The sequence below is a fragment of the Sphingomonas sp. PP-CC-3A-396 genome (assembly GCF_004343105.1).
Taxonomy (GTDB): domain Bacteria; phylum Pseudomonadota; class Alphaproteobacteria; order Sphingomonadales; family Sphingomonadaceae; genus Sphingomonas.
In genome coordinates this window covers 418942-433018 of sequence record NZ_SLYF01000002.1, presented here as the reverse complement: position 1 = coordinate 433018, position 14077 = coordinate 418942, and the positions used below count along the sequence as shown (strand labels likewise).

The 14077-nt window shown below is 68.2% G+C and carries 8 protein-coding genes; 5 read left to right on the top strand and 3 right to left on the bottom strand.

Annotation, left to right across the window (positions count from 1 at the left end; genetic code table 11):
- Positions 1-210: 210 nt before the first annotated feature.
- The 4 genes from C8J40_RS05710 to C8J40_RS05695 all read left to right on the top strand — a co-directional run bounded on the left by C8J40_RS05710 (position 211) and on the right by C8J40_RS05695 (position 6608).
- Positions 211-609, top strand: a complete 399-nt coding sequence (locus C8J40_RS05710) for a hypothetical protein (protein WP_132896158.1) — start codon at positions 211-213, stop codon at positions 607-609.
- Positions 610-704: 95 nt separating this feature from the next.
- Positions 705-1883, top strand: coding sequence for an efflux RND transporter periplasmic adaptor subunit (locus tag C8J40_RS05705; RefSeq protein ID WP_243693233.1), 1179 nt, complete (start codon positions 705-707; stop codon positions 1881-1883).
- 137 nt (positions 1884-2020) lie between these two features.
- Complete coding sequence (locus tag C8J40_RS05700) at positions 2021-5197, top strand: multidrug efflux RND transporter permease subunit (protein WP_132896157.1); 3177 nt, start codon at positions 2021-2023, stop codon at positions 5195-5197.
- Between the two features lie 10 nt (positions 5198-5207).
- Complete coding sequence (locus tag C8J40_RS05695; RefSeq protein ID WP_207901149.1) at positions 5208-6608, top strand: TolC family protein; 1401 nt, start codon at positions 5208-5210, stop codon at positions 6606-6608.
- Positions 6609-6719: 111 nt separating this feature from the next.
- Here C8J40_RS05695 and C8J40_RS05690 read toward each other — a convergent pair whose 3' ends face one another.
- Positions 6720-9926 carry an autotransporter outer membrane beta-barrel domain-containing protein gene (locus tag C8J40_RS05690; protein ID WP_132896156.1) on the bottom strand — a complete coding sequence of 1069 codons (3207 nt, stop codon included), beginning with the start codon at positions 9924-9926 and terminating at the stop codon, positions 6720-6722.
- Positions 9927-10062: 136 nt separating this feature from the next.
- On the opposite strand from C8J40_RS05690, the gene C8J40_RS05685 reads away from it, so the two are divergent.
- Positions 10063-10554, top strand: a complete 492-nt coding sequence (locus C8J40_RS05685; RefSeq protein WP_132896155.1) for a hypothetical protein — start codon at positions 10063-10065, stop codon at positions 10552-10554.
- A 140-nt stretch (positions 10555-10694) separates the two neighbouring features.
- Here the strand turns inward: C8J40_RS05685 and C8J40_RS05680 are convergent, their stop codons facing one another.
- Together C8J40_RS05680 and C8J40_RS05675 are read right to left on the bottom strand one after the other, a co-directional pair.
- Positions 10695-13124, bottom strand: coding sequence for a TonB-dependent receptor (locus C8J40_RS05680; protein WP_132896154.1), 2430 nt, complete (start codon positions 13122-13124; stop codon positions 10695-10697).
- A gap of 2 nt (positions 13125-13126) precedes the next feature.
- Positions 13127-14062 carry a FecR domain-containing protein gene (locus tag C8J40_RS05675; protein WP_132896153.1) on the bottom strand — a complete coding sequence of 312 codons (936 nt, stop codon included), beginning with the start codon at positions 14060-14062 and terminating at the stop codon, positions 13127-13129.
- Positions 14063-14077 lie beyond the last annotated feature (15 nt).

Genomic DNA, 14077 nt, shown 5'->3' with positions numbered 1-14077 from the left:
TCCTACTTCGGATGGGGCAACCGGGGACACAAATCTATGACCACGGTTACAACCTAGGCTTCGGCCGACCTTTCAAAAATTCCAAGCGGGCAAGCGCGGCACGGGGATGTGCCGGCAACGACCGCGCACGCCTTGCGACCAGCTGACGTCGGTGGACCGTCCACCGACGAAGGTCAGCGCTTGCCCAAAAATAAAAAGGGGGACAATCCCATGGCTTATCTCGACCTCGACAACATGTTCGCCTCACCCGTCACCAGCCGTGCCCAGACGGTGGCGGCCCTTGCCCCGACCGGCTTTTCCGCGCTGGAATGGAGCGTCATCGCCCTCGCCAAGCGCGACACGTTGCGTAGCCTGTCCGGCCCCAGCCGCATGTCGCGGGCAATGGGCAGCCTGTTCGGCCTGAGCACCGCGTCGCGGCTCGCCGACCCCCGGCTCGAGGCGTTGCGGCGGATGGCCGTGTACGCCTGGCGCCGCGGCTTCGCGCTGCCGATGGCCGAAATCCAGGGCTTCCTCGCCGCCGGCTTTGCCGAGGCACAGATCGAAACGCTCGTCGAGAGCGTGACCGGCATGCGCGTCGGCATCCAGCAGAAGCGGAGCATCGCAGCGTGAACCAGATGACCACGATCACAGTGGCGAACGATGCAGACATCGCGTCGACGCCCCCCGCGGACCGTCACCGACGACCGGCATGGCAGCGCGGCGCGATGGTGCTCGTACCGATCGCGCTGCTCGGTGCGGTCGGCGTGAAGATGTTCGATCATCCCGACGCGGCGATGGCGGCACCCCCGCCCGCCTCCGTCACAGTCGCCTCGCCGCTGGTCCGGCAGGTCAGCGAGTGGGACGATTATGTCGGTCGATTCGCACCAAGCCGCACGGTCGAGATCCGCCCGCGCGTCGCCGGCGAGGTCACCGGTATCCATTTCCGCGACGGCGAGATCGTCAGCAAGGGGCAGTTGCTCTTCACGATCGATTCCCGGCCGTTCGCTGCTGCTTTGGCTGAAGCGCACGCCAACGTCGCCAGCGCCAAGAGTGCCTTGTCGCTAGCCCGCACCGATCTTGGTCGCGCGCAACGCCTCGTTGCCGACGAAGCGGTTTCTGCCGGTGAAGTAGACGCACTCCGTGGCAAACTCGAAGCAGCCCAGGCCGCGCTTGCCGCTGCTCAAGCTCGCGAACGCGCCCGCGCTTTGGACGTCGGCTTCACGCAGGTTCGCGCACCGATCGGCGGCCGGATCTCCGATCGCCGCGTCGATGCGGGCAACCAGGTCGCGGGCGGCGAAGGCACCGGCGGCACGGTGCTGACGACGATCAACGCGCTCGACCCGATCTACTTCACGTTCGACGGCTCCGAGGCGCTATACCTCAAGACGCAGCGTGCGCGTCAGCCGGGTGCGACGCCGGCGGCGGTCGAGATCCAGTTGCAGGACGAGAGCGAGCATCGCTGGAAGGGCAAACTCGATTTCACCGACAACGGGCTCGACCAGCGCTCGGGCACGATCCGCGGTCGTGCGGTGCTCGCCAACCCAGGGTATTTCCTGACGCCGGGGATGTTCGGCAACATGCGCCTCGCGAGTGCGGGGACGCGGCAGGCTCTGCTGGTGCCCGACGATGCGGTGCAGACCGATCAGGCGCGGAAGGTTCTGCTGACGATCGATGCGAAGAACGTCGTGAGCCAGAAGCCGGTCGAGCTTGGCCCGGTGGTCGATGGCCTCCGCATCGTGCGCTCGGGGATCGGGCCGAACGATCGGATCATCATCCAGGGTACGCAGATGGCGATGCCAGGTGCGACCGTCGCGCCGAAGGTCGGCCGGATCGTGGTTGCGTCGGGTACGACGGCGCCGTCGTCGGTCCAGCCGATTTCGGGCGAGGCCACGCTCGCCAAGTAACCACCACCCCGGCGAAGGCCGGGGCCCAGGTGGGATAGCGTTTCGATGTAATTATTGCGGTTCGCCCAACTGGGCCCCGGTCTCCGCCGGGGTGGTGTTGGGGCGTGTCCGTCGCTCTTCTTTCGAGGACACAAACCATGCGCTTCTCGCGCTTCTTCATCACCCGGCCGATCTTCGCGGGCGTGATCGCGGTGATCATCACGATCGTCGGTGCGATCGCCTACATGACGCTGCCGGTGTCGCAATATCCCGACATCGTCCCCCCCACCGTCACCGTCAGCGCGACCTATCCCGGCGCCTCGGCAGAGACGGTCGCCGAAACCGTCGCCGCGCCGATCGAGCAGGAGATCAACGGCGTCGACAACATGCTCTACCAGTCGTCGCAATCGACCGGCGACGGCAAGGTCACGATCACCGTCACCTTCAAGATCGGCACCAACCTCGACGCGGCGCAGGTGCTCGTCCAGAACCGCGTCGCGGTCGCCGTTCCGCGCCTGCCCGAAGACGTCCAGCGTCTCGGCGTGGTGACGCGGAAGACGTCGCCCGACTTCCTCATGGTCGTGAACCTCGTCTCGCCCGACAACTCGCTCGATCGCGGCTACATCTCGAACTACGCACTGACCCAGGTCCGCGATCGCCTCAGCCGCATCGACGGCGTCGGCGACGTGCAGCTGTTCGGCGCGCGCGATTATTCCATGCGCATCTGGATCGATCCCGGCCGCGCCGCCGCACTCGATCTCACCGCCGGTGAGATCGTCGCCGCGTTGCGTGCACAGAACGTCCAGGTCGCGGCGGGTACGCTCGGCCAGCCGCCCTATGACAAGGGCAACAGCGCGTTCCAGCTCAACGTCGAGACGCAGGGCCGCCTCACCGATCCCAAGCAGTTCGCCGACGTCGTCATCCGCACCGACGCGCAAGGCCGCCAGGTCCGCGTCTCGGACGTCGCCCGCGTCGAACTCGGCGCGCAGGATTACGGCGCCAACACCTATCTGAGCGGCAAGCCGACGGTCATCGCCGCGGTCTTCCAGCGTCCCGGCTCGAACGCGCTCGGCGCGGCACAAGCCGTTACCGCCGAGATGGAAAGCATGTCGAAGCGCTTCCCCAAGGGCCTCGAATACAAGGTCATCTACAACCCGACCGAATTCATCGCGCAGTCGATCGACGCGGTGAAGCACACGTTGTTCGAAGCCATGGTCCTCGTGGTCCTGGTGATTCTCGTCTTCCTGCAGAAGTGGCGTGCGGCGATCATCCCGATTGTGGCGATCCCGGTCTCGCTGATCGGTACCTTCGCGGTGCTCGCCGCCGCCGGGTACAGCCTCAACAACCTGTCGCTGTTCGGCCTCGTCCTCGCGATCGGCATCGTCGTCGATGATGCGATCGTTGTGGTCGAGAATGTCGAGCGCAACCTCGAACACGGGCTCTCCCCATTGGAGGCGGCGCGGACGTCGATGGACGAAGTGTCGGGCGCGCTTGTCGCGATCGTGCTCGTGCTGTGCGCGGTGTTCATCCCGACCGTGTTCCTCACCGGCCTCTCCGGCGCGTTCTACCGACAGTTCGCGGTGACGATCTCGACCGCGACGATCATCTCGCTGCTCATCTCGCTGACGCTGTCGCCGGCACTCGCCGCGATGCTGCTCAAGCCGACCGCCCCCGCCGATTCCGGCAACCGCCTGACCCGCACCGTTCGCCGCGCCGGCGATGCCTTCAACCGCGGGTTCGAGCGGATGAGCGAAAGCTATGCCCGCCTCACCGCGCGCCTAGTCACCGCACCGAAGCGCATGATGATCGCCTATGCCGCACTGATCGCGGTCACCGTAGGCGTGTTCACGATCACGCCGTCGGGCTTCGTTCCCGCACAGGATCAGGGCTACTTCCTGACCGTCATCCAGCTTCCGCCCGGCTCGTCCGTCGAGCGCACCGACGCAGTCATGCAGAAGGTCGCCAAGCGCATCCTGCCGCTCGCCGGCGTCAAGGGCGCGGTCATGCTCGCGGGCTTCGACGGCCCGTCGCAAACGCTCGCCCCCAACTCGGCCGCCGCCTACATCCCGCTCAAGAGCTTCGAGGAACGCAAGAAACTCGGCGTCACGCTCGCGAGCATCATGGCGGAATCGCAGAAGGCGACCGGCGACATCACCGAAGCGCGCCTGCTGATCGTCCCGCCGCCGCTCATCCAGGGCATCGGCTCCGCCGGCGGCTATCGCCTGATGGTGCAGGACCAGGGCGGCCACGGATACGCCGATCTCGGCAAGACGAGCTACGCGCTGATCGGCCAGGCGAACCAGACCAAGGGTCTCGCCCAGATCTACACGTTCTTCGACACCGCCACGCCGCGCATCTTCGCCGACGTCGATCGCGCCAAGGCCAACCTCCTCGGCGTCCCACCGGAGCGCGTGTTCGAGGCATTGCAGGTCTACCTCGGCTCGGCGTTCGTCAACGACTTCAACCTGTTGGGCCGTACCTACCGCGTTACCGCCCAGGCTGACGCACCGTTCCGCAACACCACCGCGGACATCGCCAACCTCAAGACACGCTCCAACTCGGGCCAGATGGTCCCGGTCGGTTCGGTCTCGACGTTCAAGGATAAGACCGGCCCGTACCGAGTGGTCCGCTACAACCTGTTCCCCGCGGTCGAGGTCGATGGCGACACCGCCAAGGGCTATTCGTCCGGCCAGTCGCTCGTCGCGATGGAGAAGCTCGCCGATGCGTCGCTCCCTGCCGGCTACGCGCACGAATGGACCGGCATCGCCTACCAGCAGAAGGCGGCAGGCAGCACCGCCGCGCTCGTCTTCGGTATGGCGGTGGTGTTCGTCTTCCTTGTGCTCGCCGCCCAGTACGAGAGCCTGACGTTGCCGCTCGCGATCATCCTGATCGTGCCGATGTGCCTGTTGGCTGCAATGACCGGCGTGAACCTGCGAGGTATGGACAACAACGTCCTCACGCAGATCGGCCTGGTCGTGCTGATTGCCTTGGCGGCGAAGAACGCGATCCTCGTGGTCGAGTTCGCCAAGCAGGCCGAGGAACAGGACGGGCTCACCCCGGTCGAGGCGGCGGTACGCGCAGCGAAGGACCGGTTGCGGCCGATCCTGATGACGAGCTTCGCGTTCATCCTCGGCGCGGTGCCGCTAGTGATTGCGACCGGTGCCGGTGCGGAACTCCGCCAAGCGCTCGGGACGGCGGTGTTCTTCGGGATGATCGGCGTGACCGGGTTCGGGCTGCTCTTCACCCCCACCTTCTATGTCGTCGCACGGGCGCTGGCGCTGCGGTTCGAACGCCGCCGTCCCGCCCCCGCCGCGACCCTTCAGCCAGCCGAATAGGACCAGCATCATGAAGTCCGTCCTCCTCGCGAGCCTCTCGGCGCTGACGCTCGCCGCCTGCGCCGCCGGCCCCGACTATGTCGCGCCGATCACCCCACCCAAGGCGGCGGCATCGTTCGTCACCGCGAATGCCGCCACCGTAACCACGGCGCCCGACAACGACTGGTGGCGGATGTACCGCGACCCGGTCCTCGACGGCCTCGTTGCGGATGCGCTCGCAGCGAACACCGACCTGCGTGTCGCCGTCGCCCGGCTCGACAGCGCCCGCGCATCCCTGCGCGGCGCGAAGACTGACCGCGAGCCACAGGTGAACGCGGGCGCGAGCGGCAATTACGCGCGCACCTCGCAACTCCAGAACCTGCCCGGTCTCGATCGTGAGCGCGCCACCTACGACGTAGGCCTGGACGTCAGCTACGAAGTCGATCTCGCCGGCCGAGTCCGCCGCAACGTCGAAGCAGCCCGCGGTGACGTCGGCGCCGCGCAGGCCGATGCGGACGCCGTGCGCGTCTCGATCGTCGCCGCCACCACCCGCGCCTATGTCGATGCAGCCTCGTCCGCCGAACGCCTGGCGGTCGCCCGGCGGATCGTCGACCTGCTCGACAAGTCGAATACGCTGACCGGCAAGCGCGTCGACGCCGGTCGCGCAGCTCGCCTGGACCAAGTCCGGATCGCAGCCTTGCGTGACCAGCGCGCCGCCAACATCCCGCAGATCGAGGCCGAGCGCCAGGCCGCTCTCTTCCGCCTCGCCACGCTCACCGGCCGCACCCCGCAGGACCTGCCCGCCACCGCCGGCGCCCGCACCACCACGCCGCGCCTCGACCAGCCGATCCCGATCGGCGACGGTGCCGCGTTGCTAGCCCGCCGCCCCGACGTCCACGCCGCCGAACGCCGTCTCGCGGCGGCGACCGCACGGATCGGCGTGCAGACCTCGCAGCTCTATCCGCAGATCTCGCTCGGCGGGTCGATCGGCTCGACCGCACTCAGTATCGGCGACATCTTCACCGGTGGCCCGATCCGCTGGCTGCTCGGCCCCCTGCTGAACTGGTCGCTCAACCAGTCCGCCGCCCGCGCGCGCATCGCCGGTGCCGAGGCGGACTCGCGCGGCGCGCTCGCCAATTTCGACGGCAGCGTGCTCACGGCACTCGAGGAAACCGAGACCGCGCTGTCGAACTACGCCCGCGAACTCGATCGCCGCACGCAGTTGCAATCCGCGCACGACAACGCCGCCACCGCCGCCCGCATCACCCGCGCCCGCCAGCGCGAAGGCCAGATCGACTTCCTCGACGTGCTCGATGCGGAACGGACGCTGGCGGATACCGATACGGACCTGGCTGCAGCGGATGCCCGGATCGCCGGCGCCCAAGTCGACCTGTTCCGTGCGCTAGGCGGTGGCTGGCAGACGCGCGCGTAAAACTCCCTCCCCTTCAGGGGAGGGTTGGGGTGGGGCGTCACCACGGGCGGCTCATGCGGGAAACTGCCCCACCCCCAACCCCTCCCCTGAAGGGGAGGGGAGCAGAAACCCCTACAACCCGATCTGCAAGCTCGCCCGCAACGACAGCGCCACACGGCCCTGTTGCTGCTCGGCGCCGAACTCGCCGCCCATCCGGAACGCCGAGCTGCCGCCGACCGCGCGCAGCTTGCCGACCCAGCCGCTGGTCCGCTCTTCCGGCGTCAGCGTGAACGACTGCCCGCCCTCGAACGACGCCGTCGTCGCCCCGAGCCCGCCACCTACCAGTTCGCGCCGACCGCCCTCGGCCTCGACGCGGAACCATCCCTGGTCCGGGCTCAATCCGCCGAAGTTCAGCCCCAGCGCCGTGCTCGCCGTCACCGCCAGTTCGTCGCTCGTACGCGAGCGCACCACGAGGTCGATCGCCTTGCCGCCACCGGTCTCGCTGTAACCGTCCTCCTTGAGCTTGTAATAGTCGATCGCGAGCACCGGGCGGAACACGAAGATACCCTTGCCGCCGTCCCACGACATGCCACCCGACGCGGAGTATAGCGTGCCGTTCCAGTCGCCCTTGGACGTCCGATCGACCGCCTCGCTGCCGATCGCGCCGCTGAACTGGCGGGTGCCGTCGAACGCTATCCGTGCCCCGGAAACGCGCGCATTGGTCTGAAGATCGCCGCAGTGGCCGCGCCAATATCCGGCCAGCTCATATTGGTTCGACCGCACTTCATTGTCGGTGCCGTCATCGGCATCCTGGCCGTTGAGATACGCGAGCGAAGTACCGAAATTGCCCACCCCGGTCTTGTACTCCGCGCCTGCCGAAACGCCCCAGCCGGTGATGTCATAGCCCGCGGTGTCGGCGATGCTCTTCGACGTGCCCCACGCGACCTGCGTCACCCAATAGCCCCATTTGCCTTCGTCCTTGAACGGGCCGTGCGGGTCGGCAAGCACGCGGGCGGTCGCGCGCGAGCCCATCGTGACCGCCTCGAACGTGCCGCCGGCATGCTCGGGCAGCATCTGGCGGACCGAGCCCCGGAATGCGTCGCCATCGGTGATGGTGAGTAACGCGCCGCCGACCTTCGCGTCGTTGCCGAGCGCCTTGTAGACCGCATCATAGGCCGACGCCTGCGAGCGATTGAAACCGAGTTCGGTCGACGATTTGCGCAGCACGTCTACGGTCAGGTCGTTGCCCGTATTGGTCGCGATGCTGCCCTTGTAGAGGAACGGCAAGGCGGTCGTCGTCGCGGTCAGATTGGCCGCCCCCGTCAGCGTGCCGGCGCGCAGCACGACGTAACGCCCCTCCGCATCGACAACGCTTGTGAGCTTCAGCGCGAGCTTCGAGTCCTTGTCGAACGACGCGGTGCCGGCGACCTGGATCATCGTGCCGGTGCCCCCGGTCTTGTCGAGCGTTACCGCCAGCACGCCGCCGCCGGTCACCGCCAGCGAGGCGATCGACGCAGCCTTGGTGATGTCCAGCGTGCCACCATTGACCGCAACCGCAAGCCCTTGCGCATTGGCGAGCGTGCCGGCGAAGCGCGCGGTGCCGCCGAGCGTCAGCGTATCGCTACCCCCGCCAAAGTCCGCCGCGCCGCTGAAGACCGACGTACCGGCGAGCGTCAGCGCGTCGTTGCCCGCGCCGAACACCGCGGCGCCGGTGAAGGTCGCGTCGCCCGACAACGCCAGTCGGTCGTTCCCGGTGCCGAACCGTGCGGTGCCAGCGACGGTGCCGTCCGCAACGTCGAACAGGTCGTTGCCGCTGCCGAAGCGCACGTCGCTGACGATCGCGGGGGCAGCGATGCCGGTCGCGACCGCCGTCTGGCGGACGATCGTGCCGGTGGTGTTCGCCGAGAGATCGATCGCGACGTTGCGCTCGGATGTGGCGAGCGCACCCGACGCGCCGATCCCGCCGCTATTCTCCACCAGCGTCACCGTTCCCGACCGGTCGAGGATGCCGATCGCGGTACCGTCGGCGGCTTGCGCGGTGGCCTTGATCGTGCCGCTGTTGCGGATCGTCGCGACCGAGGCGCCGGTATCGACGAGGACCGCGGTCGAGCGCGATGCCGCCGTGCCGCCCCCCGCTGCCGAGATCGTGCCAGCGTTGCGGATCTCAGCGGTCGACGCACCGCTGCCGAGCTTCAACGCGGTCGCGCTCGCGCCGTTCGCCGCCGCCGCCACGGTCCCGTTGATGCCGATCCCGCCCGCGATCGTCACCGTGCCGCCGAGCCCGCCGATCGCGAGACCGGTGCCTTCGATGCCGCCATAGACACCGCTCCCCACGATCCCGCCGTCGATGATCAGCCCGAAACCGGTGCCAGAGCCCGCCACCGCACCGATCGCGACCGCACGCGTGGCCGAGCCGATCTGCACCGCGGGCGCCGCGCCATAGGAGGTGATCGCCGCCGAACCTTCGGCGCTGTCGAGCAGCCCGTCCTTGTCCTCGTCGGTATCGGTGGTGCTCGCATCCTTTGGCGGGACCGCGAAGATGATCCCGCCCGAGACGTTGCCGGCGACGATCAGGGCCGAGCCGCCCTGCAACAGGTCGTCGGCATCGAGCTTGCTGGTATCGGCGGGCGCGGTGACCGACCGATAGCCGGTCGACCCCAATGCGCCCTGAACGACGAGCGCGCCTGCAATGTCGCCATCGATACGCGCGGCGACCGCGCCCTGCCCGATCGCCGCGATCGTGCCGGCGAGCCGGACGTTGCCGGTGACGTCGGCGATCCGCACGCCGGTCGATCCGTCGCCGGTGACCGAGGTCTGGCCATCGTGCGTGAACGCACCGGTCAGCGGTCCGCCGAGCCAGATGCCGGCGGAGTTGTTGCCCTCGATCGTGATCGCGCCGCTGTTGACGATCGCGCCAGCATACGCGCCCGCGGTGCGGATCCCGGTGCGCCCGGTGCCTGCTGCGAACGGGCCGTCGAGATCGCCGTCCTTGTCGGTGTCGGTGGCCGTATAGCTTTCGTCGATGATGATCTTGCCGGCGGTCGCGTTGGTGATGCCGCCGCCAGTGCCTGCGTTGGCGACGATGCCGGTCGAGCCATCGGCGTTGGTGACCTGGATCGTGCCTTCGTTCACGACCGAATTGACGCTGTCGACGGTCACCGCGGTGCCGCTGGTCGGCGTGACCGACCCGGCCGCGACGATCTTGAGGTTGTCGGCTGCGCCTGCCTTGATCGTCGAGGTCCGCACCGCATCGGTCCGCTTGGTGTCGATGACGGTCTGCGCATGGAGCGGCGACGTGACCGCGAACAGGCAGGTGGTGGTCAGCAGGAGACGACGCATACGGAACCCTTTTCGATGTGTTTTCGAAGAGAGGACGGAGGCGTGGTCCGCTAACCTTGAACTGCGGTGCATTATCGCGCGGCACCAGGATCGCGGCGGCGCGTTATCGGCTCGATGATTTCAGGGAATTGCCAGCATGATCACCACTATCGCCGAACTCGACCGCATCCGCGACGACAGCAAGCGTCTCGTCACGACGCGATCGGTGATGTCGGCGGGCGCGGCGGTCGTGCCGATCCCCGGCGCGGATATCGTCGCGGACATCGGTCTGCTTACCAAGCTGCTGCCCGAGATCAGCAAGCGCTTCGGCCTCGATCACGACCAGGTGAAGACGATGGAGCCGCAACTCGCGCAGCAGGCGCTGGTGATGGCATCGAGTCTCGGCAACACGATGATCGGCCGGATGGTGACCAAGCGCATCGTCGCCGCCCTGCTGCGTCGCGTCGGCGCCCGCGTGGCGGTCGGATCGATGGCGAAGTTCATCCCGTTTGCGGGCTCGGCGGTGGCTGCGACGATTAGCTTCGGCGCGATGAAGCTGGTTGGTAATTCGCACGTCGAGGATTGCTACAAGACCGCGCTAGCGCTCCTCCCCGCGGACCAGCGCGCGCTGGCGAACGCGAAGGGCTGAACCCCTGATCCTCCCCCGTCAGGGGGAGGTGGCTGGCCCTTGCCAGACGGAGGGGGAGATTGGCGATAACGCAAGTTGCGTGTCCTCCCCCTCCGTCTCGCTACGTGATCCACCTCCCCTGGCGGGGGAGGATTGCAGCGTCAGAAGGCCGCATCCAGCCCGATCCGCACCGTCCGCGGTCGCTGCGGCGTGATCTGCCCGCTGCCGACCTGGAACGGCGTTCCCAGCGCAAACCGGTTGCCGACGCTGTCCGTCAGGTTCGTTACGCCGAGCGTTACCCCCAACGACGCTCGTCCGACCCGCGCGGTCAGCGCGGTATCGAGATAATCCCCCTGCTCCTCGCCGAGCACCGGCCCCACACCCAGCCGCGACCGCCCGACATAGCGGGCCCAGCCATACACCCGCAGTTCCAGATCGCGGCCGACATCGCGTCGGTAATCCGCCCCCAGCCGCCCGGCGTAGCGCGCGATGTTCGGCACCTGGCTCATCCGCGCGAGCGCCACGAACAGATTGGAACTGGGTTCGGTCACGCGGCTGTCATTGTAGGTGAAGCCCGCGTCGAGCGTCAGCCCCGCGACCGGCTTCCACCCGCCGGTTGCGCTGAACGTCCAGATCCGCCCGTCACCGATATTGGCGGTACTCGGCAGGCCCGTCGCGTCGATGAAGTCCGCCTGGATATCCTGCCAGATCGTGTGCGACACGCTCGCCGACAGATACGCGCTGTCGACCCCCGCCAGTCCATAGCGCACGCCGCTTTCCAGCGTCCGCACGCGGTCATTCTCGAACCGCCGCACGAAATCGCTTTCGATCGCGAGGCCTCCCGGGCGGAATCCCTGCTGATATCGCCCATACAACGACAATTTGGGCAACACCGCGGCGATCAGCGAGGCGGACGGCAGCACGCTCGTCTCGATCCGGTCCGCGGTCACGCGTGCACGGGCCAGTGCAACCGTCTCCAGCCGCGCCGGCGCGATGTCCTCACCAGTCCCGGCCAGCGATGCCCGTGTGACGCGCGCGCCCGCCGTCGCGGTCAGCCCGCGGACCAGTTGCACGCTGCCCTCGCCGTACAGCGTCGCCTCGTCGATGCTGTTGGTCACGCCCGTCACCGGCGCAGGCGCATCGACCGGGCCGAGCGAGCGCGACAATCTCGTGCGATTATGCGTGAAGCTGCCGCCGACGACCCAGCCGAAGCCGTTCCGCATCGGCCGCCATACCCGCGTCTCGTTCGCGATCATGTCGGTCGCATTGCGCTGGGCGAACACACGCGGGCTGCCCGCTGCTGTCGTCAGGGGACTGCCGAATGCAGGCCCGTTGGTAACCGGTAGCGTCGGATCGACTGCTGGCAGGGTCGCATCGTACCGTTCGGTCAGCGTCTGGCGGACGATCCCGGTCGAGGATCTGACCTTCAGCCCGCCGATCGCACCCGACACGACCACCTGCCCCATCGCATAATCCGCGGAGAAGCCCTGCACGATCGCGCTGGACCGCGTGAGGGCAGGTGCATCGCGATCGGCATATTGGCTGTCGTCGCCCTTGGTCCATTGCCCGATCCCGCCGAGATCGACGGTCCAGCCATTCCCCGCATCGAGCCTCAGCATCGCGCGACCGCCACCGATCCGCGTCCGGTTCACGTCGCGCCGGTCGAGCACCGGATTATCGATATAGCCGCCCTCGCTCACGCCGTAGCCGACGACGCGCAGTGCGACGCGCTCGCCGAGCGGCACGTTCAGCGTCGCCCCCAGATCCGCGCCCGGATCGCCGTGCCATGTCGCCGAGAGACCGCCCGCGATCGACGCGGAGACCGCGCCCAGCTCCGGCGCGTTCGGCACGGTACGGATGATCCCACCGAGCGAGCCTGCGCCGTACAGCGTGCCCTGCGGCCCTTCGAGCACCTCGACCGAGGCGATGTCGTAGAGGCGCAGATCGGGATCGGGGGCGTTATAGCTCAACCGAAGGTCGCCGAAATATTGCCCCACCGTGGTCTGGGTCGGCCCCGTGAAGCTCGAATCGGCGATGCCGCGGATGAACAGCTTGTTGCGGCCGGCGCCGAGATGCGTCGACGACACGCTCGCGAGCCGCGCCAGGATCGCCTCGGTCCCGCCCGCGCCGCCAAGTGCGAGGTCGACGCCATCAAGCAACGCCACTTGCCCCGCGAAATCGCGCAACCGGACGTCGCGCTTGCTGCCGGTCACGACGACGTCCGCACCTTGTATGGACGCGGAGGCCACGGGAACGGGTTTAGCCTGCTTCACCCGAACGGAGACGCGTGGCGCACGGCCCACAAGGCGCCATCCGAGCGGTCCCGCTGCGACGACATCGGCGTTCGCTGCAGTCGCCAGACGGTCGAGCGCCTCTCGTGCGGTCATCCGCCCGCGCACCGCGGGTACGCGCCGCGCCCATAGCCCCGGATCGCCGACGACGATGCTCGTTCCCGACTGCCGCCCAAGCGCCAGCACCGCGTCGCCGAGCCGCCCCGCCGGCAAATCGACCGCCGGCACTCTAGTAGTTAGAGGGCCCGCCTGCGCAGGAGCGGCGACGGCGAGCGCCGCGACGACCAGACATCCGCGCATCCTCACGAGCGCGTGGACATCACCCAGTGACCGCCGGTCTTGCGGATCGCGACACCCAGCAGCGGCGCGGCGAGCCGGGGATCGCCCGCCAGCTTGGCGGTCGCGATGCTGCCGCTGAACGGCCGCTTCGCCACGGTCGGATCGGCGCGCAGGTCGACACCCAGCGCACGCGACAGATCGTCCGCCACCTCCGCCAGCGTCGCGCCTTCATAAGCTAGCACGCTGTCGCGCCACGATCCGACGCTGGCGACATCGACGGCCGTGACGGTCGCCGTGCCGTCGCGCACGAGCAGCCCCTGCCCCTTTACGAGCCGGATGCCTTCGCGCCCCGGATTGTAATCGACCGCACCCTCTGACACGGCGACGCGTGTTTCATCCCGCGCGAACTTCACGTCGAACACGGTGCCGACGTCGACCAGCCGCGCGCCGCCGACGCTCACCTCGAACGGATCGCTATCGTCGTGCCGGACCACGAACATCGCCTCGCCGCGTTCCAGTGTCGCGATCCGCGGGTCGTCGCGATCGAGCATCAGCCGCGTCGCACCGCCCATCGCGATGCTGCTGCCGTCGGCGAGCCGAACCGTCCGCATCGCCCCGGCCGCCGTCTCGACCGCATAGGGGTGCGCCCTCGTCTGGGTCGCTTCATAGCCGACGAAGAGCGCCAAAGACGCCGCGATCGCCCCGCCGGCCCAGACCGGCCAGCGGCGGCGCGCGGCCGTCACGACGACCGGTGCGGCCTGCACGGGCGGTACGGCGGCCGCCATATCCTCAAGATCCGCCGATATCGCATGATAGGCTGCCGCATGTCGCGGGTCCGCCTCCAGCCACGCCTGGAACGCCGGCCAGTCGTCGAACGCATCGCTGCCGGTCCGGACGACCCAGTCCAGCGCCGCCAAGTCCAGCGCGCGTGCGTCGATATCGTCATGCTCCGCCATCATGGCCTCCTATAGCCG